We start from the raw sequence: 21115 nt of genomic DNA on the forward strand, positions 1-21115 counted from the left end.
TTCGGCGACTTGGGGATACGGTGATCCGTATCAGTGAAGCACGCCTTGTTCAGTTCGACGCACGGTACAGACCGTGCGCATCGATGTAGGCCAGGACCGCGTCGGGCACCAGGAAACGTACCGACTTACCGCTGGCCAGCAGTTGACGGATCTGGGTGGCGGAAACCGCGAGCGGTGTCTGCCAGACGAATGCAATCTGTCCGCTCGGCCCTTTCAGGGCCAGCGGGTCGCTCACCGAACGCGCTGCCAGCAGGTTGCGCAAGGCATCCGGCGGTTCGCTGTCGGCGTCCGGGCGCTGTAGCACCAGGATGTGGCAATGCTGGAGCAACTCTTCCCAGCGGTGCCAAGTGGGCAGGCCGCAAAATGCGTCCCAGCCCAAAAGCAGAAAAACCTGGGTCTCGGCGGGCATCTCTGCGCGCAGCGACTCCAGGGTATCGATGGTCCAGGACGGTTTGTCCCGCTGCAATTCGCGGGCGTCCACCACCAGCGGCGGCAATCCGGCCACCGCGCACTGGACCATCGCCAGCCGATCCTGCGCCGACACCTGCGGCGTACCGCGATGTGGCGGCCGCGCGTTCGGCATCAGGCGCAACTCGTCCAGCGCCAGCGCTTCGACGACTTCCAGCGCGCCACGCAAATGGCCGATGTGCACCGGGTCGAACGTACCGCCCAGTACGCCAATGCGTTGCGGGCGCGACTCGCTGCCGGTGTGCGGCGCTGTCAGGTCGAGGTCGGTCAAGTCAGACCGTCGCCTGGCCGCGCAACTGGCCGTCGCCGACCACGATGTACTTCTCGCAGGTCAGCCCCTCAAGCCCTACCGGCCCGCGGGCGTGCAGCTTATCAGTAGAAATGCCGATCTCGGCACCCAATCCGTATTCAAATCCATCGGCAAAGCAGGTCGGCGTGTTGATCATTACCGAGGCCGAGTCGACTTCCGCTACGAACCGGCGGGTGTCGGCGAGGTTTTCGCTGACGATCGAGTCAGTGTGATGGGAGCCGTAATGGTTAATATGTTCGATCGCCTGCTCCAGACCGTCGACTACGCGGATCGACAGAATCGGCGCCAGATACTCTGTGTGCCAATCGTGCTCGGTGGCCGCTACAGCCTCGATGATCGCCCGGGTACGTTCGCAACCACGCAGCTCGACGCCTTTTTCGCGGAACTGCGCGGCCATTGCTGGCAGAAAGTCATTGGCAACAGCCTGATCGACCAGCAGGGTTTCCATCGCGCCGCAGATGCCATAACGGTAAGTCTTGGCATTGAAGGCGATGCGCTGGGCTTTGGCCAGATCGGCGTGTGCGCTGACATAGACGTGGCAGATGCCGTCCAGGTGCTTGATCACCGGAACGCGGGCATCGCGACTGATGCGTTCGATCAGGCCACGGCCGCCCCGCGGGACGATGACGTCGACGTATTCAGGCATGCTGATCATCGCGCCGACCGCGGCACGATCAGTGGTTTCGACCACTTGCACCACGGCGGCGGGCAATTCGGCCTCGGCCAGACCGCGCTGGATGCACGCGGCAATCGCCCGGTTGGAGTGAATCGCCTCGGAGCCACCGCGCAGAATTGTCGCGTTGCCGGACTTCAGGCACAGGCTGGCGGCATCGATGGTCACGTTCGGACGGGATTCGTAGATGATCCCGATCACGCCCAGCGGTACGCGCATCTTGCCGACCTGAATCCCCGACGGACGGAAGCTCATGTCGCGGATCGCGCCGACCGGATCCGCCAGTGCCGCGACCTGGCGCAAGCCGACGATCATGCCGTCGATACGTGCCGGGGTCAGTTCCAGACGCTCCAGCAATGCCGGTTCCAGACTATTGGCGCGGCCAGCAGCCAGATCCAGCTCATTGGCTGCGGCAAGCTCGGCACGCGCAGCGTCCAAGGCATTGGCGGCAGCCTGCAAGGCGCGGTTTTTCTGCGCGGTGCTGGCGCGACCGATGACCCGGGAGGCAGCGCGGGCGGCGCGACCCAATCGGGTCATGTAGTCAAGAACGGACTCAGTCATGGTCTGCTGGGGTCTTGGCAAAGAGGAAAGCGGCAGATTATAGCTGCCGCGTCCCGGGACTAACAGCGGTGACGGGCGGATGGTCGAAATGAGCTGCGTTTGCCCGTCGTTCAGACGTAATTAAGCTCAGCATTGCTATCATCACGGCCTCTTGAGCCTGGATAAACCTTGCCCATCATGACCACCGTGCCCCTTTGTCCCGAGTCCGCGCGCCTGCCCGTGGGCCTGCCGGACAGTTTTTTCGACCGCGACGCCCAGGTGCTGGCGCAGGCGCTGCTCGGCAAAGTCATCCGTCACCGCGTCGGCGACCTGTGGCTGAGTGCGCGGATCATCGAGACCGAAGCGTATTACTTTGCGGAAAAAGGCAGCCATTCTTCATTGGGCTACACAGAAAAACGTAAGGCTTTGTTTCTGGATGGCGGGCACATCTATATGTACTACGCCCGCGGCGGTGATTCGCTGAACTTCAGCGCGCAGGGTCCGGGCAATGCGGTGCTGATCAAATCCGCCTATCCGTGGGTCGATGAGGTGAGCGGGCCGGCGAGTCTGGCGCAAATGTTGCTGAACAATCCCGATGCCCAAGGCCGGCCGCGTCCGACGCAGAAGCTGTGCGCCGGGCAGACGTTGCTGTGTAAGGCGCTGGGTTTGAAGGTGCCGATGTGGGACGCCAAGCGTTTCGATCATGAATTGTTGCTGGTCGAGGACGCGGGGCCGGCGCCTGCACACATTATCCAAACCACCCGACTGGGCATTCCGCTGGGCCGCGACGAGCATCTGATGTATCGCTTCGTGGACGCCGCGTATGCGCAATGGTGCACGCGGAACCCGCTGCGGCGGGGTCAGGTCGAAGGCCGGGATTATTTCCTGCTGTAAACGCTTACCCCTGTAGGAGTTGCCGCAGGCTGCGATCTTTTGATTCTGCTTTAAAGAAACAAGATCAAAAGATCGCAGCCTGCGGCAGCTCCTACCGGGATCATCAATAGTCTGGAGTTTTTCTGTATGGGCCCATGGCTCGATAGCATCACCGGATGGCTCGGCGCCAATCCACAGTGGCTGGCCGCAGCGGTGTTCATCGTTGCGTGCGTGGAATGTCTGGCGATTGCCGGGCTGATCGTGCCGGGCACGGTGTTGCTGTTTGCCGTGGCGGTACTGGCCGGCAGCGGCGCGCTGTCATTGAGCGAAACGCTGCTGCTGGGCTTCCTCGGCGGCATCCTTGGCGACCTGATTTCCTATTTCCTCGGTCGCCATTTCCACCAGGACATCCGCCGCCTCCCCGGGCTGCGCCATCACCCGGAATGGATGGCGGGTGCCGAGTCGTACTTCCAGCGCTATGGCATCGCCAGCCTGCTGGTCGGGCGTTTCATTGGTCCGTTGCGGCCAATGCTGCCGATGGTCGCGGGGATGTGCGACATGCCGTTCCCGCGTTTCTTCGCTGTCAGCCTGCTAGCCGCCGCCGGGTGGAGCCTGGCCTATCTGTTGCCGGGCTGGGCCACGGGCGCGGCGTTCCGCCTGCCATTGCCGGAAGGTTTCTGGCTGCAAGCAGGTATCGTCGCCGCCAGCATCGCGGTGATGGTCGGCCTGAGCGTCAACAGCAGCATGCGTCGCCATCGTCGCGCGACGATCTGGATCGGCAGCATGGGCCTGTTGATCCTGATCGGTCTGTTTATCGGCTACCCGTACTTGACCGCGCTCGACAATGGCGTGATGACCCTGGTGCAGGAGCATCGCCAGCCAGCCCTGGACGAAATCGCGGTGACGCTGACCCTGATCGGCGAATTCCGCAACATGCTGCTTTTCAGCGCCCTGCTCGTGGTGCTGCTGTTGCTGTGCAAGCAGTGGCGCCAGGCGGTTTTCGCCGGTTCCACCATGCTCATCACTGCGATGGCCAACACCGGAACCAAATACTTTTTCGCCCGGGTGCGCCCCGAAGTGCTCAGCGATCCGCTGACGACCTACAGCATGCCCAGCGGCCACGCCTCCGGCGCGTTTGCCCTGTTTCTGACGCTGGGCGTGCTCGCCGGTCGCGGTCAACCGCCGCGCATGCGCCTGACCTGGCTGTTGATCGCTTGCATCCCGGCACTGGCCATTGCGTTGTCGAGGGTCTATCTGGGCGCGCATTGGCCGACCGACATCCTGGCCGGCGCCATGCTCGCCAGTTGCGTCTGCGCTGGCATGCTGTGGCTGAGCCAGCGGCAGACATCGCTCAATCCGATGCCATTCAGGATCTGGTGGCTGATCCTGCCGTCGATGATTGCCCTGTTCGGCTTCTTCGTGTTGCGCCACTTGCCACATACGCTATTGCGTTACGCCTACTAAGGCAGACAACTTACAAGCATTTTTTATCGCGCGCCGCTCTTAGGGAATATTCCGACAAGAGCGGCGTTAATTACCTACACTTCATTACGATTAGCCGGTTAACTTTCTTAGTTAAAACCAGACAATTCCCTATCCGAAACAACTACAAAACTGGAGTTACATAATTAACTCCCGCCTTGAGCAAAACAGAACTTCTGGCCGATGAAAAACAGTTAGATTGGCTCACGCAAATTACAACGCTATCGCCATTCAAACCATTACATCCAGCGAAGTATGGAAACTTCCGGGTAATGTTTTTCACTTTTATTAGTTCAGAGCACTTCATGAGTCCCAGATTACCTCGCAAGATCCCCGCAACCTCTTCACATCAGCCCGAATCGAATGGCCCTCGACCAGACCGCCCGCACAATCCATTCGATGCCGATATCCCCAATGTTTTCCGCAGCCCCGGAATGGACGATCTGACGCCAGCGCACAGCGCTCCGGGCCTGCAACTGGCCGGAGAGTCGCCACGGACCTCTGCCGTAGAAATCGTCCAGATGCCGACACACAACGCCGGTATGCCGCAGATCGCCAGTCCGGTGAATGAATACTGGTTGTCCGAGGCATTCCTGCGCGGCATGAAGCCTGCGGATGCCGAAGGATTTCGTTGGGTTGTCGGCAGAAAGTTCGTCGACGTCGAACTCGAAGGCAGCGTTAAAACCACCCACGCCGACCTCGACGAGCACGGCGTCTTGCGCATCAAACGTATGACCGAACGAGCCCCCTCAGGCCCGCGCCTGTATAAAAACGCCGATCGCCCAACCTGGCGTCTGACGGAGCAGCCTGCGCCAAAACGCCCTGCGGAGACCGCACAGCCCGACTCGCCGCCAGCGGCCAAACGCCCTCGCCCGGCCCCCGTGGTGACACCCATCGAATCAGGCTACACCCCTTCGTGGCGTTCGCCGGATGCCCAGGGTTATTACGAAATGCGGCCATATCTGGCATCGAACGAAGCCGACACGCGCTATGCGTTCAGAGACATGTTCGGCAATTTGATGCGCGTAGACCCACCCGTGGGCGGCTTCGATGCGCAACCGACGCACCTCACGCACTGGACCGATCATGAGATCTGGCAGCTGTACGGCATGCACGGCGAAGACATCGCGCGGTTTCGCGTCGAAGCGCAAACCAGCGGCAAGCCACCACAGTGGGCTGAACCTGTGACCACGGACAATCCGGTCACCGATTTGCTGCGTGATTCCCTGCGCTGGTTGCATCCCACCTTGACCTTGAAGGAGCGCGAGGCGTTTCTGCAGTCCTGCAACCTGCTGCCCGATCAACTGACGCGTCTGCAGCAGGACATGAGAAACGAGCTGGCGATACCGGCCTGGGTGCAGGCGCACAAGCGCCTTCTCGATGACGTCAGCAACCCGCAACGCCTCGAACAGTTCGCCAGGGACGCGGTCGAACAGCTCAACCTCAAGCGCAATGCCCGCCACGACTGGTATTACGCCGAGGGCAGTCTGACCCCGGAGGTACGCGAAGCGCTGGTGAAGCGACTCGGCTATCTGCGCAACAAGAACAACTGCCTGTACCGCACCGATATTCCGGGTCTGTTTCGCGGTGACGAGCGCACGCCTTTCGAACTGGCAAACGACGGGACAATGATGCCCCGCTACCACCACACCCCCGGCACCACCTCGCACAAACCGATCAGCGCAACCTTCAGCCTCAATGAAGGCCGGATGTATGCCAGCGCACCCGATCCCGAGTACCTGCGTTTCAACAGTCAGACCCACAAATATCCCGGGCGTGACCCCGGCGACACGCACTCGGACAGTGGCACAAGCGACACGAGTGAGTCACCGAGCGATTCGTCCTCCGGCTGGTCCGAGCCGGACAGCCCCATAGCATGGGATCACGAGCGCGACTACCCATCGGTTCGCACCCGCCAGACGCAGATGTTCCTTTATGCCCTGGACACCCGCCACCTGGAAGTCGTCCCCCATGAAGAAAACATGATGTTCAACGCCAGCGCCCGCGACACGCCGCCGACCCGATTTCCCTCCGACGACTTCGAGGGGCTGATATCGGTCACCCGCAGCGGACTGAGTGCCGAGCGCATCTGGCTGTTGAACAGCGACCGGACCAAAGGCGCCAGGGTGGCGGACATCAGGGACATGGCGGGGGACAACGCTGCACGCATCGAAGCGGTCACCCATGCCGGGCGTGCCAACCACTTCGAATATGACCTGCTGATTGACAGGGTCGAGGCGGCGGCGTTGCCGATACTCAGGCTATCGGGCAACGGGAACGAGTTCGGCCATGACCTCGTCTGGCCCTGATACACAGAATTGCCAGCAACACCGGTAAGGAAGCCGGTTCCACAAATACTATTAAAGGATTAATACGTGTCAAAACTCATCGCTCCCTCCTCGCATGTTGCCAACGCGCCAGTGCTTCAGGTCACGCTTATTGATGCCTCGGCCAATGTCCATGCGCCAGCCACGAGCGATCTCCATCACTTGCCTTCGCCAGGCATCACACACGACGCTGACGCGTCCGCGAAGCAGACACTCAAGTCTCTCGACAAGCACTTCGGGCCGTTGCGCATGGGTGAGGTCATGGCCTCTCGCGTCGAGTTGCAGGCATTGGGCGCGACGGTGAACGGTCAGCCCCTCAGTCCGCTGAACGCCGACCTGAAAGCTGCGGACCAAAGCTTCATCGATGCGCTCAATTTTGACTCGGCGAAGGTCGAAGCCCGTTTGAAGTCGGTCGATATCCCCGACAGTGGTGTAGCGGCGATGCTGTTCTATGAAATTGCCTGCAAGCGCTCCATCGATGCCGGGCCACTGTTCGTCAGCGACTCACCGATAGAAACCGGCAGCGCCATGGACCGTCTCAATCAATTGGGCAAGGCCGCGCAGAAACTGGATATCCATCGCATCGACTCGTTCGAAAATGCGCCGGGCTGGGTCAACAAGCACAAGAGCTATTTGATGAGCGGCGCCGGCGTTGGCCTGCAGGCTTTCGGAATTTACAGCGGCTACATGGCGATGACCGACGCGATCAGGAAAGGCGACAAACTGGAGGCGATCTTTCAAGGAGGATCCATTGCGGCCGAACTGGGCTCACTGGTCATTGAACAAGGATTGACCAAAACCGGCCAGGCGATGCTCACCAACGGCGGCCATCTCTTCAAATACTTCCCCCTGACCTCGGTCGGCAAATACATGAGCCGGGGCGCCGGCATGTTCGCCAGCGCGATCACCCTGCCGTTCGACGTCATTGATGCGGTCAAATCGTTCAACGCTGCCGCCGCTGCCACCGGCAAGGAGGCGCAGGATCATTACGTCAGTGGCGCCCTGAGTGTGGCGGGCGCGGGCATCAGTCTGGTGCTGGGCGTCGCCGCACTGGCCGGTTTCGGCAGTGTCGCCGGGCCGGTGGGTCTCGCGGCGGCGGCAATCCTGATCGCCGGCTCGATGATTTATCAGGCTGCGCGGGTCGTTGACGATATCGATGACTACATCGAGCTGACCGCCCTGGAACGCCTGCGCTCAGGCTGGTTCGCTTTCACCGGTCAGGAGCTTGATACTCAGGTGATGGATCGCTTCAAGCTGAGCAAAGGCTATAGCGATCATGAGAAACGGCTCGAGCTGTCGGCGAAGGACATGCTTGAAGGCGCCTACAAGAATTCCATCGAACACGTGGTCAACGGTGCCTTCCGCACCGAGCTGCAGTCCGTCGAGTTGTGGCGCTACGTCTGGGACGAAGGCGCCGGGCAGAAGCCGTTCAAACTTGACACCCAGGCGGTGGTCGTCGGCGCAGACGATGTGATCGATGCCAGCAATGGCTTGCCGGCAGACCTCAAAAAAGTCAGCGGCAGCGCCGGCGAAGGCAAAGGGGTTTTCTGGCGTCTGGGCGATGGCAATGATCGGGTCATTGGCGTCAAGGCCCAGGCCAACCTGTTCACCTATCGCGAAGGGCACAAAGCATTGACCGGTGGTGACCAGAACGATGCCTTCTATCACGAAATCACGGCTGAGGAACTGAATCGCGCGGCCAAGCCTGCCCATATCAACCTGCTGGATGGCGGCGCCGGCACCGATACGGTGGCGTTCGAAGGCAGTCGTCCGACCAGCGACACCCGCTACGTTGGCCATGACATCGATCTGCAGACCGGCAAAGTCGCGCTGCGCAGTCTGGATCCGGTGGCCCAAGGCATCGAAGTTGCACATCTGACTTCGTTCGAGAACGTTTCGACGCTGCGCAAAGGCACCAGCCACGTCATCGGCACTGACGCGGCCAACCAGATTTCCGCCAATGGCTACGACCGCATCAGCGCCGGTGGCGGCAACGACACCATTGCCATATTCGGCACCGAATGCGAAGTGAATGGCGGCGGCGGTGAAGACCGTTATTACATCGCCAATACCAACGCCCGCGCGACGATCATCGAAGACGGTGAGCACTCGAGCCGCGTCGAGTTCGGCTGGCCAAGAGCGCTCATTCAACGCTGGCAAGTCACCGGCACTTCACTGGTGATCACCTCGTTGCGCGGCAAGGATGGCAGCGATCCCGATCATGTGCTGACCCTGGAAAACGTCTACCAGACGATCGACGGCCAGCGCCATCTGAAGAATGCACAGTGGCTGTTCCGCACCCAGGACGGTTATGAACTGCTGGCACTGCTGCCCAATCAGCCAGGTCAAGTGCTGAGTCAGGATATCGAGGTCGCCGTCACCGTCAACGGTCGCCCGGCCCAGGCCCCGGCGATAGTGAATGGCGGCACGCTAGCGCTGGACGCTCAGACACTGTCTGGACACTTCGTGGCACGCACGCCGCAGAGGGTCGAATTCGTTGTCGGGCGCAGCGTCGCTGCTACTGAAAACAGTGTTTACCTGGATTTCAAAGACAGTGAAATCGTCGACTCCGTGATCAGTTATGACGTCGAAGTTCGTCAGGGGGTGTCGGGCAATACGCACCTGACCTACAAGGATATCTGCCTGACGATACTGCTGCCGTCCAAAGTGATTGCGTTCAAGGGCCTGATCCGGACGATCGCCGCTGCTACCGGTTACGGCGGCCGAAACAGTCTGAAGGTGACCACGCCGCTGCTGGCGCAGGATCTGGTGCTGGTCATGCAGGACGAAGTCTCATACCGCCTGCAGGTGCCGCAGCTTGATTATGAAGCCGACGCGCAAGCCCCCGGCACCCGACTGGTCAGTAGCAAAAGCTGGCTGAAACGGCGCAATGGCGCGTACCCGTTCACCCGCCCACTGGTCAGCGAAAAACCGCAGCTGACCGAGCGGCCCAGCAAAGTGGTAATCGAATCCAGGCCACACACAGGGATTTATCTGCTTGAAGGCAAAAGCTCTACCTACGACGTTCATCTTGCGAGCAACTGCATCGTGCGTCTTTCTACCCCGGGGGCGGCGGCGAAAACCTCCAATGCGTCCACCTGGAATCTGTTCACCCGAACGCTGGCCGAAACCGTCACGCGCAGCGATATCCAGCTCGACGGCAACCTCCTGCGCATTGCCAGCGTCACCGTCGAGCTGCCGGATATCGAGGATGACACGCCTGTGGAATCCATCAGCGTGGTGACTTCCGCCGGCCATATCTATGAAGTCTCATTGCTGTTCGAGATGTTGCAGTTGTATATCATCGATGCCCGCCGCTTCGCCAGTGTCGCGGCCCTGCAGGCCGACATCGAACAACACCGCCAGCGCAACGAACTGGCGGCACGGATTTACGTGACCCACATCGGTTACAAGCCCGATACCGTCGGTACGGTGGTTTACCACTCGGTGCGTCAGTACTGGGGACTGACTGGCGATCCGCAGGCGCGAATCAATCCGCAGGATTTGAGCATCCCCGCCCAGGGGACACCGCTGCAGGTCGGGTGAAGAGGCTGATACGTCATGGAACCAACGCCCATGGTCGACTTGAAATAACCCGCTCCGGTGGCGTCGTGCTGACGCTGCCCAAGGGCTCCGGCACCAACTCCAACGATGTAACCTGGCCTGTAGCCGAACACTACCGCCCCTGAAAAAAAGGGTGCCATTCATTGAAATATGAATGGCACCCTTTTTATGAATCAGTCAGCTGTACGTTACTTGACTACTTTGATCACGAATTTCGCTGGCCCATTGTTGAAAGCGTTATGTCCCGTCACGTTAGGGTCGGCATCCAGAAACGTGCTCATGCCACTGCTCACCAGACGATACAGAGGTTTGTCATTCGGCTCGCTGTTCAACTCGATATGAGCCGGGCCCGACGCGATATCGTTAAGCGAAGCCTTCGGCACACCGTACGTACTGATTGAGAAGTACTGAGCCGGGGCGCTGGTGCTGGCCAACAAGTTGTGAGTCTTGTCCTCGATGAATAACCGCGCACCGTCAAACGCGCCCGGCTGTACCAGATGGATCGCGTAATCGTCACCCTGAGGAATGAACTTCAACAGCAGCGGGCTATCGTCCTCATGATCAGCCAGCGTGACGGAACTGGAAACGCGCTGGATCGCCAGGCCCACTTCGGCTTCCAGTTTTTCGCTTTGGGTTATTCGCTTATCGAGCAACGCTTGTTGCAAGCGTTGTTGATTAAGCACCACCGGACGACCATCCAGATACAGATTCGCCGTGAAGGCCTTCTTGTTTATTTGTGCTAAAGACATAGAGTTACCCATTGATAAACGTCCTGCCGTTACTCAACGGCAACGGCAGGCAAATGCGCAAAGAAATCAATCAGACAACGGTTACGGCTGAAACGGTTGTGGCTGTTGTGGCCGATGCCAACATCCGCGTAACTTCGCCGTCAGGGACCTTTGCAGATTTTCGCTTTCGCCGGGCTATCACCATGCGATCTGCGTAACTGGATGCCGCCTCGATAACGAAGCTGACGTTATGATCAGTATCCGCATGTTTCAAAATATACTTGCCAGCGATATCGTCCCAGAATGCCCATTCATCTTCATATACAGTCATGTTTTCATCCTTATTCTTGTTCAAGTTGCCCGCTTCCTGCGGACCTCCTGAAATTAAGATAAAGACCAAAGCAAGACAATGCTGGCAAGTGCCCCGAGTTAATTCAGAGTGCAACCAGGGGGCGTTCTCGATTGGTTTCCCGCGGTGGGGAAAACCATTGAGAACTCCTAGGCAAACAACTCACCCTGCAATTCATCCAGCAACGCCTGGATTGCGTCGAGCCGCTGCTGCGGGTCGTCGAGTTGCAGCAGGTCGAGCTTGTCTTCTTCGGCAAAAGGCAACAGATAGGCAAGTTGATTGGCCAGTGACTGCTGCCCAACGGCTTCGATGCCCATGTCCAGCGCTTCGACCATCGGGTGCTCGGCCAGCGCCTTGAGCAGCGCCACCAGATCGGCGTCCTCATCCTGCAACGGTTGCTCGGGCTCGTCGTCGAGCCACTCGACATCGGCGAGAATCAACTGATCGCGCTGCACTTCGGTGCGCAGCACATTGAAGCGTCGCCCGCCCTGCACGCGGATGCCGAGCAGACCGTTGTCCTGCTGCTGGAAATCGGTGATCCGCGCCTCGCATCCCACCATCGCGAACCCCTCCGGCGCCACGCCGACTTCACTGCCTTCAAGAATGCACACCACCCCGAAGCCGACACCCTGCTTCATGCAGCGGCCGATCATGTCGAGGTAGCGCGCCTCGAAAATCTGCAAGTCGAGGTTGCAGCCGGGGAACAGCACCGTGTTCAGCGGAAAAAGCGGCAGACTCATAGACATTTCCTTACACCACCATCGACACCGCCAACGGCAGGAACACCGCCGTGGCCACGCCCATCAGACTCATCGCCAGCGCGGCGAAGGCGCCGCACTCATCGTTTTCCTGCATCGCCACCGCCGTGCCGACCGCATGGGCGGTCATGCCCAGGGCCATGCCACGCGCCTCGGGGCTGTGCACGCCGAGCCGGGTCAGCAATGCCGGGCCGAAGATTGCGCCGATCACCCCGGTGATCAGCACGAACACCGCGGCCAGGGCCGCCACACCGCCGATCTGCTCGGCGACCAGCATGGCGATCGGCGAAGTCACCGACTTCGGCGCCATTGTCATCAGGATCATGTGATCGGCGCCGAACCACCAGCCCAGCGCCACACCCATGCCCGTTGCCACTACTCCGCCTATCACCAGCGTAGTAAAAATCGGCCAGAACAATTGGCGGATGCGGCGCAGATTCAAGTACAGCGGCACCGCCAGCGCGACGGTTGCCGGTCCGAGCAGAATGCTGAGGATCTCGGTGCTCTTGCGGTACTCCGCGTAAGTCAGGCCGCAGCCGACCAGCACACCGATCACCAACAACATGGAGACCAGCACCGGTTGCAGAAAGATCCAGCGGGTTTTCTCGAACGCCGCCAGCACCAGTTGATAGGCGCCAAGGGTGATGCCGATGCCGAACAACGGATGATGGATCACCGAGGCCCACGCGCCTTGCCAGTCGAACAGCATCAGGACTCCTCCGCCGGCGGCGCGTGACGTTTGACCAGTCGTTGCATGAGCACGCCGGCAAAGGCCATCGACACGATCAATGAGACCACCAGCGCGCCGACGATCGCCCAGAAATCTGCGGCAATCGCCGTGGCATAGACCATCACGCCCACCGCCGGCGGCACCAGCAGCAACGGCAGATAGCGCAGCAGACTGCCCGCCGCCTGATTCAACGGCTCGCCCACCTCACCGCGAATGATCAGGAACACCAGCAACAGCAGCAGCCCGATGATCGGCCCCGGCAATATCGGCAACAGCAAGTGATTGAGCGCCGTGCCGAGCAATTGAAACAACACCAGCATGGTCAGGCCACGTAGCAACATCTGACATCTCCGTCTGACTTTCCAACCCGCAAATCGCCCGCATTATAAGCACGCCTGCGCTATGGACCGGCATTCGCCAAAAGCATGGTCGGTTGACCTGAGCAAATCGCCATGATGATCTACAGTGGTTCGCAGGCCGGTCAAATCCGCCCCCTGAAAAACTATAAAACCGATGAACCCAAGGAGAGTCTCAATGCCCTATGTTCCCGTTGCAGAGCTCAAAGATTATGTCGGCAAGGAACTTGGACGTTCCCAATGGCTCACCATCGATCAGGAGCGCATCAACCTGTTCGCCGAAGCCACCGGTGATTTTCAGTTCATTCACGTCGATCCGGTCAAGGCCGCGAAAACGCCATTCGGCAGCACGATTGCCCACGGTTTTCTGTCGCTGTCGCTGATGCCGAAACTGATGGAAGACATCCTCGTACTGCCCGAAGGCGTGAAGATGGTCGTCAACTACGGCCTGGACAGCGTGCGTTTCATCCAGCCGGTCAAGGTCGATTCGAAAGTCCGATTGAAGGTCGACATGGTCGAAGTCACCGAGAAAAAACCCGGCCAGTGGCTGCTGAAAGCGACCGCGACACTGGAGATAGAGGGCTCGGACAAACCGGCCTATATCGCCGAGCCGCTGTCGCTCTGCTTCGTCTGATCATCCCGGATGCGAAGCAGCGCACGCTGTTTCGCGTCACGTCTGTATATATGCGATGCATAGCTGCGGCATACTCGGTCGCCTAATTGCCCGGATCCCGCTATGCGCTCAATCGCTCGACTTGCACCCCTTGCCCTGACCCTGATGCTCACCGCTTGCGGCGACGGCGAATCGCTGTTGCCGCCGGATGCGCGCCTGCCCGATGGCGGTCGCTACCGCGGTGAACTGGTCGACGGCTTGCTGCAAGGTCAGGGCCGGGTCGACTACCCCAACGGCAGCTGGTACGCCGGGGAGTTCGACAAAGGTCAGTGGCACGGGCAAGGCGAATGGCACGGCAGCAATGGCGAGGTTTATCGCGGCCAGTTCCAGCAAGGTCTGTTCGACGGCCAGGGCAGCCTGAGTACCAATGCCAGCAGCTACACCGGCGGCTTCAAGCAGGGCCGGCGCGATGGCGAAGGCACGCTGAAAGAAAACGGCATGACCTATCGCGGTGAATTCAAGGCTGACCAGTATTCCGGCCTCGGTCGTCTGGAAATGGACGACGGCAGCTCCTATCAAGGCCAGTTCGCCCACGGCAAACCCAACGGTGAAGGTCAGCGCGGCGATGCCAGCGGTAATTCGTTCACGGGTCATTTCGTCAACGGTCAACTGGAAGGCAACGGCACTTACAACAGTGCCGACGGCGATATCTACGTCGGTGGATTCAAGAATAATCAACTGCACGGCAAGGGCCGCTACGAGAATGCGGACGGCGACGTCTGGCTCGGCCAGTTCAAGGAAGGCGCGCTGACCGGCAAGGGCGAACTGATCGGCGCTGACGGCAGCCATTACATCGGTGTGTTCAACGACTGGCGTTTCACCGGGCAGGGCCGTTTGAACCTGGCCGATGGCAGCTTCTACGTCGGCGGTTTCGACAACGACAGCTATTCCGGCCGCGGTACTCTGGTGCTGACCGATGGCAGCGTGCTCAGCGGCACCTGGATCAATGGCCAGCGTGTGCGCGATGCTGACGGCAAATTGCTGCCCGACACCCTCGAACTCGGTTTGCTCGCCCAGGGTCGTCTGCTCGACGAGGCGCTGGCGGCGATTCCCGCCTCGACCCCGGCAGTCGAGCTGTACACCCTGACCCTCGGTGGCGACGGCAAGCAGAGCGTGTTCCTGCGCGAGTCCGACTACGTCGCCAACATGCTCAACACACGCTTCGGCGCTTTCGGCCAGATCCGCTTGGTCAACCATCGCGATCATCTCGGCGACCGGCCGATGGCCACCCGCGAGAACCTGCGCCGTGCCGCGCAAGCCCTCGCCGAACGCAGTGGGCCGGAAGATCTGCTGTTCATCTATCTGACCAGCCATGGCACCGCCGAGCATGAACTGGTGCTCGATCAGCCGCGCATGGAACTGGCTGACCTGCCAGCCGATGAGCTCGCCGCCGTGCTCGCGCCGCTGAAGCATCGCGACAAGGTCATCGTGATCTCCTCGTGCTATTCCGGCGGTTTCATCCCGGCGCTGAAAGACGAACGCACGCTGATCATGACCGCCTCCCGCGCGGATAGGGTGTCGTTCGGCTGTTCGGAAGAAGCCAACTTCACCTACTTCGGCGATGCGCTGTTCGCCCAGGCGCTGAACCAGACCGACGATCTGGAACAGGCTTTCAAACTGGCCAAAGCCACCGTCGCCGAACGCGAACTGGCCGACGGCTTCGAAGCCTCGGAGCCGCAGATCTGGGCGCCGAAAACCGTGCTTTCGCACTGGCAACTGCTGCGAAAACAGCAAGCGCGCAAAGCTTTGCACAGCAGCGCATTGAACGACGCGGCGAAAAAAGGCAACTAAGCTGAACAGTATCAAGGGAGAGACACTATGTACTTGACGCCTCAGCACGTATTGCTTGCCGGAGCCACCGGATTGACCGGTGAACATCTGCTCGACCGTTTGCTCAACGAGCCAACGATAACCCGTGTCCTCGCCCCTTCACGCCGGCCGCTGGCCGAGCATCCGCATCTGGAAAACCCGGTTGGCGATCCACAAACCTTTCTGCCGCAACTCAGTGGCCGGGTCGATATCGCCTACTGCTGCCTCGGCACCACGATCAAGCAGGCCGGCTCCGAAGAAGCCTTTCGCGCTGTGGATCTGGACATGGTCGTGGCGTTCGCCAAACGCGCGCGGGAGATGGGCGCGCGGCACCTGATCGTGATTAGCGCAATCGGCGCCGATCCGAATTCCTCGGTGTTCTACAACCGCGTCAAAGGCGAGATGGAACAGGCCCTGCGCGCGCAGGACTGGCCACAATTGACCATCTGCCGACCTTCGCTGTTGCTGGGCGAGCGCATTGAACCGCGTCTGGCCGAGCAACTGGCCGGGCCGTTGTCGAAGCTGATTCCGGGGAAATACCACGGCATCGAGGCATGCCAGTTGGCACGGGCGATGTGGCGCCTGGCGCTGGAAGAACAGGATGGGGTGCGGGTGATCGAGTCGGATGAATTGAGGAAGCTCGGCAAATAAGCACTTACAAAAACAAAAGATCGCAGCCTTCGGCAGCTCCTACAGAGGAATGCGATCTCCTGTAGGAGCTGCCGAAGGCTGCGATCTTTTGATCTTTACAATCCGCCAGTCGCCTGGAACCCCACGCCAATTACCGTTAACAACGACAACGGCAACAACAGCGTATCGAGCAACGCGCTGGCCGGTAGATCCACTCCCGGATAACTCGGCGCCTCGGCACCGAACCTGTCTTTCGCACAGCAGCCGCCATTCAACGCATACAAATCCAGCCGCGTCCCGGCATACACCACCGGTGCGCCGGGTTTCGCCGCATCCAGCGTGCGCGCGGTGGCACACCCGCCCAGCTGCAGCGCCAACACGATGACCAGCAGCTTATTCATCGCTGCTCAGATGATGCTCGCCCCAACGCGGCAGCATGTCCTGCGGGATGCCGAGCAGATTGAGAATCCGCGCCACGACGAAGTCGATCAAGTCGTCGATGGTCTGCGGTTGGTGATAGAAACCCGGCGACGCCGGCAAAATGGTCACGCCCAGGTTCGACAGCTTGAGCATGTGCTCCAGATGAATGCTCGAGTACGGCGCCTCCCGCGGCACCAGAATCAACTGACGGCGCTCTTTCAGCGTAACGTCCGCTGCGCGCTCGATGAGGTTGTTGCAGGCGCCGGTGGCAATCGCCGACAGCGTCCCGGTCGAACACGGCACCACCACCATCGCCGCCGGCGCACCGGAGCCGGAGGCCACCGGCGACATCCAGTCTTCCTTGCCATACACCCGAATCTGTCCGGCGGCGGCGCCGGTGTATTCGGTGAGAAAGGCCTGCATCATCTGCGGCTTGTTCGGCAGGGACACGTCGGTCTCGGTGGCCATCACCAATTGCGCAGCCTTGGAGATCAGGAAGTGCACTTCGCGATCTTCGCGCACCAGGCAATCAAGCAGGCGCAAACCGTACTGCGCGCCCGAGGCGCCGGTCATCGCCAGGGTAATGCGTTCCGGGCCGCCGGCCTGGGAAAAAGTGTTCATTGCAGCGCCTCGGCGAGTTTGCCGTGCAGGCCGCCGAAGCCGCCGTTGCTCATGATCACCACGTGAGTACCGGGCTGCGCCTGGCTCTTCACGCGTTCGATGATGCCTTCCAGCGAATCACTGACGATTGACGGCACCGTGCATAACGCTGCGGTGGCGCCGAGGTCCCAGCCGAGGTTGGCCGGGGCGTACCAGATCACCTGATCGGCATCGACCACGCTGTCCGGCAAACCGTCACGGTGGGCGCCGAGCTTCATCGAATTGGAGCGCGGCTCGATGATCGCGATCAGTGGCGCGTCGCCGATGCGTTTGCGCAGGCCATCAAGCGTGGTGGCGATGGCGGTCGGGTGGTGAGCGAAGTCGTCGTAAATGGTGATGCCGCGCACCTCGGCGACTTTCTCCATGCGCCGTTTGACGTTTTTGAACGCGCTCAAACCGGCGATACCCATCGATGGCACCACGCCAACATGCCGCGCCGCAGCCAGGGCAGCCAAGGCGTTGGCGACGTTGTGCTGACCGGTCAATTCCCACTCGACGGTGCCTTGCGACACGCCTTCGAACATCACTTCGAACGCCGAACCGTCCTCGCTCAGTAGTTTGACCTGCCACTGACCGCCGGCGCCGGTGGTTTGCACCGGGGTCCAGCAGCCCATTTCAATCACGCGCTGCAAGGCCGGCTCGGTAGTCGGGTGGATGACCAGGCCTTCGCTCGGAATGGTGCGGACCAAGTGGTGGAACTGGCGCTCGATCGCCGGCAAATCGGGGAAGATGTCGGCGTGATCGAATTCAAGGTTGTTGAGGATTGCGGTGCGCGGACGGTAGTGGACGAATTTCGAGCGCTTGTCGAAAAAAGCGCTGTCGTATTCGTCAGCCTCGATGACAAAGAACGACGTGTCGCCCAGGCGCGCCGACACCGAGAAATTCTGCGGCACGCCGCCAATCAGGAAACCCGGGCTCATGCCGGCGTGTTCCAGCACCCAGGCGAGCATGCTGCTGGTGGTGGTCTTGCCGTGCGTTCCGGCCACGGCCAATACCCAGCGACCTTGCAGCACGTGGTCAGCCAGCCACTGCGGGCCGGAGACGTACGGCAGGCCTTTGTTCAACACATATTCCACCGCCGGGTTGCCACGGGACATGGCATTGCCGATCACCACCAGATCCGGCGCCGGATCGAGTTGCGCCGGGTCATAACCCTGCGTCAGCTGAATGCCCTGGGCCTCGAGCTGCGTGCTCATCGGCGGATAGACGTTGGCGTCGGAGCCGGTGACGTGATGGCCCAGCTCTTTGGCCAATACCGCCATCGAGCCCATGAAAGTCCCGCAGATACCCAGAATATGAATGTGCATAGTCGACCTCGTAAAACATGGCCGCAGGTTAGCGTAGGGAGGGGGAAATGGCACTCTTTAGCTGAAGGATGGAGACGGGTTGGCGGCTACATCTGCGCACGGCTTCAGACCGCAGCCCCTCACCCCAGCCCTCTCCCGAGGGAGAGGGAGCCGATCTCGGTCGCCTTCAAATCCTGAGTTCGGCTCGATATTTCAGGTCGGCGTAAATACCGCAAGCAACGCGGTCAGTCCCCTCTCCCTCCGGGAGAGGGTTAGGGTGAGGGCGTTCAGCTGACACGCCGCTCAATCCCATGTTTACGCAGTTTTCTATAAAGGGTGTTGCGGCTTACGCCCAGTTGCTGCGCTGTATGGGTCATGTGCCAGCGCGTCTGCTCCAGCGCATTGAGCAAGGCCAGTCGTTCGGCATCTTCCAATGGCTGCGCCGCCACAACCGCCGGCCGCGCCTGCCGGATCATCACTGGCAAATCCTCAATCCCGATCCGCCCTTCATCACACAATGCAGCCAATGTACGCAGCACATTGCGCAACTGCCGCACATTGCCCGGCCAGTTGAACGCCAGCAACGCCTGCCGCGCCGGTTCATCGATCAGGATCGTTTCGCCTCCCGCCTCCTCGGCCAACAGAAAATCCAGCAACTGCGATTTATCACTACGCTCACGCAATGCCGGCAACGCCACTTCCAGCCCGTTCAAGCGGTAATACAGATCCTCGCGAAAACTGCCGTCCTCGACCCGTTCCAGCAGATTGCGGTGCGTCGCACTGATGATCCGCACGTCCACCGCTTGCGGTTCGCCGCCAATCGGCACCACTTGCCGATCTTCCAGCACACGCAGCAAGCGCGTCTGCAAGGCCAGCGGCATGTCGCCGATTTCGTCGAGGAACAATGTGCCGCCGTCGGCCTGCTGCAGCTTTCCGCGCATGCCATCCTTGCGTGCGCCGGTGAAGCTGCCGCCGCGATAGCCGAACAGTTCGCTCTCGATCAGGCTTTCCGGAATGGCCGCGCAATTGAGTGCGACGAAGGCATTGCCGCAGCGCAGGCTGGCCTGGTGCACAGCCTTGGCGAACGCCTCTTTGCCCGAGCCGGTTTCGCCGTTGATCAGCAACGGCACGTCGCGTTCGAACACGCGCAGGGCTTTGCGAAACTCCGCCTGCAACGCTTCATCGCCGAGACAGATGCCTGACAGGCGTGGGGCGGGCGCGGCGATAGGCGTTGGAACAATGGCTGTCGGCTTGCGCGCTTCGCCGCGCAACACGGCAAACAGATGCCGGCCATCACGGGTGCGCAGCGGCCAACTGGCGCTGGCATTGGCACTCGCGCGGCCAAGCAATTCGTCCAGCGAACAATCGAAAAACGCTTCCACCGGTTGCCCGAGCAACCCACCGCGAATATGCCCGAGCAGGTTCAGCGCGCTCTGGTTGACCGCACTGATCCGCCCTTCGCCGTCGAACGCCAGCAGGCCTTCGCTGAACAAGCCGACGGACTCGGCTTGCAGGTGAAAGCGCAGCAACCACTGATTGTCGAAACAGCGCAGGAAGTAGCAGCTCTCGATCATTTTCGCCGACAGGTTGACCAGCGCCATGGTGTGGAACTGGCTCTGGCGCGACACGTCCGGCCGCGCCGAGGAGACGTCGAGTACCGCCAGCAGCTCACCCTGCGGATCGAACACCGGGCTCGCTGAACAGGTCAGCCCGGTGTGGCGGCCGCGAAAGTGTTCGTCCTGATGAATAGTCAGCGCTTGGCGCTCAACGAGGCAGGTGCCGATACCGTTGGTGCCCTCGCAGGCTTCGCTCCAGTCGGCGCCAAGCCAGAGCCCGGCACGCTCGAAAATCTTGCGTTCGGCCGGTGCGGTGACGCAATTGAGGATCACCCCACGCGCGTCGGTCAGCAGCACCGCGTGGCCGGCGCCGGAGAGTTGTTGATGCAGGCTGCTCATTTCGGTGCCGGCGATCTGCAGCACTTGTTGCAGACGTTCGCGACTTTCCAGCACCCGGCCATGCTCGAGCACGGTCGGCGCCATGCTCACAGAAGGATCGAGGTGATAGTCCTCAAGGCAACGCAGCCACGAACGCGCGATCGACGGATCGGCGCCGGGGCCGTGCAGGTGCGGTTTGCCCTGGGTAACGGTGAGAACCTGGCGGGCATGGCGACTCAAATGGTTGTCGTGCATTTCTTATTGTTCTCCCCGAGAGGTCGACGCAATCCCGTGTAGGAGCTGCCGAAGGCTGCGATCTTTTGATCTTGAAAAACAAAATCAAAAGATCGCAGCCTTCGGCAGCTCCTACCGGATTTCTGTTGGCTGAGGATCCTCCAGCGGCTGCGGCATTGCAATGCTGGCAAGACCGCCCGGTCACAGGCTGTGCCGCAAGCGGTACAAATTGTCACGCGCGCTGTACCGAAACCGTCACAGCACCGGTCCATTCGTCCGAGACAAACCGGCCAAGCCCTTGATTTGCCTGA

Annotated in this window: 18 protein-coding genes; 7 read left to right on the plus strand and 11 right to left on the minus strand. The window is 60.7% G+C overall.

Annotated elements, in window-relative coordinates; genetic code table 11:
- Window positions 1-49: 49 nt before the first annotated feature.
- The gene (gene nadD / locus AC0Z4S_RS18740; protein ID WP_485624210.1) at window positions 50-724 is read right to left on the minus strand and encodes a nicotinate-nucleotide adenylyltransferase; all 675 of its coding nucleotides are present in this window, start codon (window positions 722-724) and stop codon (window positions 50-52) included.
- A 16-nt stretch (window positions 725-740) separates the two neighbouring features.
- Window positions 741-2012 carry a glutamate-5-semialdehyde dehydrogenase gene (locus tag AC0Z4S_RS18745; RefSeq protein WP_485624120.1) on the minus strand — a complete coding sequence of 424 codons (1272 nt, stop codon included), beginning with the start codon at window positions 2010-2012 and terminating at the stop codon, window positions 741-743.
- 177 nt (window positions 2013-2189) lie between these two features.
- Between AC0Z4S_RS18745 and AC0Z4S_RS18750 the strand changes: the two genes are divergently transcribed.
- The 4 genes from AC0Z4S_RS18750 (at window position 2190) to AC0Z4S_RS18765 (ending at window position 10219) form a co-directional block, all read left to right on the plus strand.
- Window positions 2190-2885 (plus strand): DNA-3-methyladenine glycosylase, encoded by a 696-nt coding sequence (locus tag AC0Z4S_RS18750; RefSeq protein ID WP_485624212.1) that lies wholly within the window; start codon window positions 2190-2192, stop codon window positions 2883-2885.
- A gap of 126 nt (window positions 2886-3011) precedes the next feature.
- The gene (locus AC0Z4S_RS18755) at window positions 3012-4328 is read left to right on the plus strand and encodes a bifunctional DedA family/phosphatase PAP2 family protein (protein WP_485624122.1); all 1317 of its coding nucleotides are present in this window, start codon (window positions 3012-3014) and stop codon (window positions 4326-4328) included.
- A 452-nt stretch (window positions 4329-4780) separates the two neighbouring features.
- Complete coding sequence (locus AC0Z4S_RS18760; protein WP_485624123.1) at window positions 4781-6655, plus strand: hypothetical protein; 1875 nt, start codon at window positions 4781-4783, stop codon at window positions 6653-6655.
- 66 nt (window positions 6656-6721) lie between these two features.
- A complete protein-coding gene (locus tag AC0Z4S_RS18765; RefSeq protein WP_485624125.1) occupies window positions 6722-10219 on the plus strand; it encodes a calcium-binding protein in 3498 nt (1165 codons plus the stop codon).
- A 206-nt stretch (window positions 10220-10425) separates the two neighbouring features.
- Here AC0Z4S_RS18765 and AC0Z4S_RS18770 read toward each other — a convergent pair whose 3' ends face one another.
- The 5 genes from AC0Z4S_RS18770 to AC0Z4S_RS18790 form a co-directional block, all read right to left on the minus strand.
- Window positions 10426-10998, minus strand: a complete 573-nt coding sequence (locus AC0Z4S_RS18770) for a hypothetical protein (protein WP_485624126.1) — start codon at window positions 10996-10998, stop codon at window positions 10426-10428.
- A 58-nt stretch (window positions 10999-11056) separates the two neighbouring features.
- Window positions 11057-11320 carry a hypothetical protein gene (locus AC0Z4S_RS18775; RefSeq protein ID WP_485624127.1) on the minus strand — a complete coding sequence of 88 codons (264 nt, stop codon included), beginning with the start codon at window positions 11318-11320 and terminating at the stop codon, window positions 11057-11059.
- Between the two features lie 143 nt (window positions 11321-11463).
- Complete coding sequence (locus AC0Z4S_RS18780) at window positions 11464-12054, minus strand: LON peptidase substrate-binding domain-containing protein (protein ID WP_253496162.1); 591 nt, start codon at window positions 12052-12054, stop codon at window positions 11464-11466.
- A gap of 10 nt (window positions 12055-12064) precedes the next feature.
- Window positions 12065-12781 carry an LrgB family protein gene (locus AC0Z4S_RS18785; protein WP_016773013.1) on the minus strand — a complete coding sequence of 239 codons (717 nt, stop codon included), beginning with the start codon at window positions 12779-12781 and terminating at the stop codon, window positions 12065-12067.
- Window positions 12781-13143: a CidA/LrgA family protein gene (locus AC0Z4S_RS18790; protein WP_485624129.1), complete on the minus strand. Its 363-nt coding sequence runs from the start codon at window positions 13141-13143 to the stop codon at window positions 12781-12783. The genes AC0Z4S_RS18785 and AC0Z4S_RS18790 overlap by 1 nt, the downstream gene beginning before the upstream one ends.
- A 193-nt stretch (window positions 13144-13336) precedes the next feature.
- Between AC0Z4S_RS18790 and AC0Z4S_RS18795 the strand changes: the two genes are divergently transcribed.
- The 3 genes from AC0Z4S_RS18795 to AC0Z4S_RS18805 all read left to right on the plus strand — a co-directional run bounded on the left by AC0Z4S_RS18795 (window position 13337) and on the right by AC0Z4S_RS18805 (window position 16291).
- The gene (locus AC0Z4S_RS18795) at window positions 13337-13792 is read left to right on the plus strand and encodes a MaoC family dehydratase (RefSeq protein WP_485624131.1); all 456 of its coding nucleotides are present in this window, start codon (window positions 13337-13339) and stop codon (window positions 13790-13792) included.
- A 102-nt stretch (window positions 13793-13894) separates the two neighbouring features.
- Complete coding sequence (locus AC0Z4S_RS18800; protein ID WP_485624132.1) at window positions 13895-15622, plus strand: C13 family peptidase; 1728 nt, start codon at window positions 13895-13897, stop codon at window positions 15620-15622.
- A 27-nt stretch (window positions 15623-15649) separates the two neighbouring features.
- Window positions 15650-16291, plus strand: coding sequence for an oxidoreductase (locus tag AC0Z4S_RS18805; RefSeq protein ID WP_064364048.1), 642 nt, complete (start codon window positions 15650-15652; stop codon window positions 16289-16291).
- A 95-nt stretch (window positions 16292-16386) separates the two neighbouring features.
- Here AC0Z4S_RS18805 and AC0Z4S_RS18810 read toward each other — a convergent pair whose 3' ends face one another.
- The 4 genes from AC0Z4S_RS18810 to AC0Z4S_RS18825 all read right to left on the minus strand — a co-directional run bounded on the left by AC0Z4S_RS18810 (window position 16387) and on the right by AC0Z4S_RS18825 (window position 20825).
- A complete protein-coding gene (locus AC0Z4S_RS18810) occupies window positions 16387-16671 on the minus strand; it encodes a YceK/YidQ family lipoprotein (RefSeq protein WP_485624134.1) in 285 nt (94 codons plus the stop codon).
- Window positions 16664-17311, minus strand: a complete 648-nt coding sequence (ubiX, locus tag AC0Z4S_RS18815; RefSeq protein WP_024014462.1) for a flavin prenyltransferase UbiX — start codon at window positions 17309-17311, stop codon at window positions 16664-16666. The genes AC0Z4S_RS18810 and ubiX overlap by 8 nt, the downstream gene beginning before the upstream one ends.
- Window positions 17308-18657: a UDP-N-acetylmuramate:L-alanyl-gamma-D-glutamyl-meso-diaminopimelate ligase gene (mpl, locus tag AC0Z4S_RS18820; RefSeq protein WP_485624135.1), complete on the minus strand. Its 1350-nt coding sequence runs from the start codon at window positions 18655-18657 to the stop codon at window positions 17308-17310. Before mpl ends, ubiX begins: the two co-directional genes overlap by 4 nt.
- A 266-nt stretch (window positions 18658-18923) precedes the next feature.
- Window positions 18924-20825, minus strand: a complete 1902-nt coding sequence (locus AC0Z4S_RS18825; protein WP_485624137.1) for a sigma-54-dependent Fis family transcriptional regulator — start codon at window positions 20823-20825, stop codon at window positions 18924-18926.
- Window positions 20826-21115: the final 290 nt, after the last annotated feature.

Source organism: Pseudomonas sp. 1L-B-1-E-C1 (assembly GCF_057291835.1).

What these genes read in the sequence shown, in the direction of transcription:
- AC0Z4S_RS18745 (WP_485624120.1), bottom strand. Translation starts at nt 2,012, where the DNA reads ATGACTGAGTCCGTTCTTGACTACATGACCCGATTGGGTCGCGCCGCC.
- AC0Z4S_RS18750 (WP_485624212.1), top strand. Translation starts at nt 2,190, where the DNA reads ATGACCACCGTGCCCCTTTGTCCCGAGTCCGCGCGCCTGCCCGTGGGC.
- AC0Z4S_RS18755 (WP_485624122.1), top strand. Translation starts at nt 3,012, where the DNA reads ATGGGCCCATGGCTCGATAGCATCACCGGATGGCTCGGCGCCAATCCA.
- AC0Z4S_RS18760 (WP_485624123.1), top strand. Translation starts at nt 4,781, where the DNA reads ATGGACGATCTGACGCCAGCGCACAGCGCTCCGGGCCTGCAACTGGCC.
- AC0Z4S_RS18770 (WP_485624126.1), bottom strand. Translation starts at nt 10,998, where the DNA reads ATGGGTAACTCTATGTCTTTAGCACAAATAAACAAGAAGGCCTTCACG.
- AC0Z4S_RS18780 (WP_253496162.1), bottom strand. Translation starts at nt 12,054, where the DNA reads ATGAGTCTGCCGCTTTTTCCGCTGAACACGGTGCTGTTCCCCGGCTGC.
- AC0Z4S_RS18785 (WP_016773013.1), bottom strand. Translation starts at nt 12,781, where the DNA reads ATGCTGTTCGACTGGCAAGGCGCGTGGGCCTCGGTGATCCATCATCCG.
- AC0Z4S_RS18790 (WP_485624129.1), bottom strand. Translation starts at nt 13,143, where the DNA reads ATGTTGCTACGTGGCCTGACCATGCTGGTGTTGTTTCAATTGCTCGGC.
- AC0Z4S_RS18795 (WP_485624131.1), top strand. Translation starts at nt 13,337, where the DNA reads ATGCCCTATGTTCCCGTTGCAGAGCTCAAAGATTATGTCGGCAAGGAA.
- AC0Z4S_RS18800 (WP_485624132.1), top strand. Translation starts at nt 13,895, where the DNA reads ATGCGCTCAATCGCTCGACTTGCACCCCTTGCCCTGACCCTGATGCTC.
- AC0Z4S_RS18805 (WP_064364048.1), top strand. Translation starts at nt 15,650, where the DNA reads ATGTACTTGACGCCTCAGCACGTATTGCTTGCCGGAGCCACCGGATTG.
- AC0Z4S_RS18810 (WP_485624134.1), bottom strand. Translation starts at nt 16,671, where the DNA reads ATGAATAAGCTGCTGGTCATCGTGTTGGCGCTGCAGCTGGGCGGGTGT.
- ubiX (WP_024014462.1), bottom strand. Translation starts at nt 17,311, where the DNA reads ATGAACACTTTTTCCCAGGCCGGCGGCCCGGAACGCATTACCCTGGCG.
- mpl (WP_485624135.1), bottom strand. Translation starts at nt 18,657, where the DNA reads ATGCACATTCATATTCTGGGTATCTGCGGGACTTTCATGGGCTCGATG.
- AC0Z4S_RS18825 (WP_485624137.1), bottom strand. Translation starts at nt 20,825, where the DNA reads ATGCACGACAACCATTTGAGTCGCCATGCCCGCCAGGTTCTCACCGTT.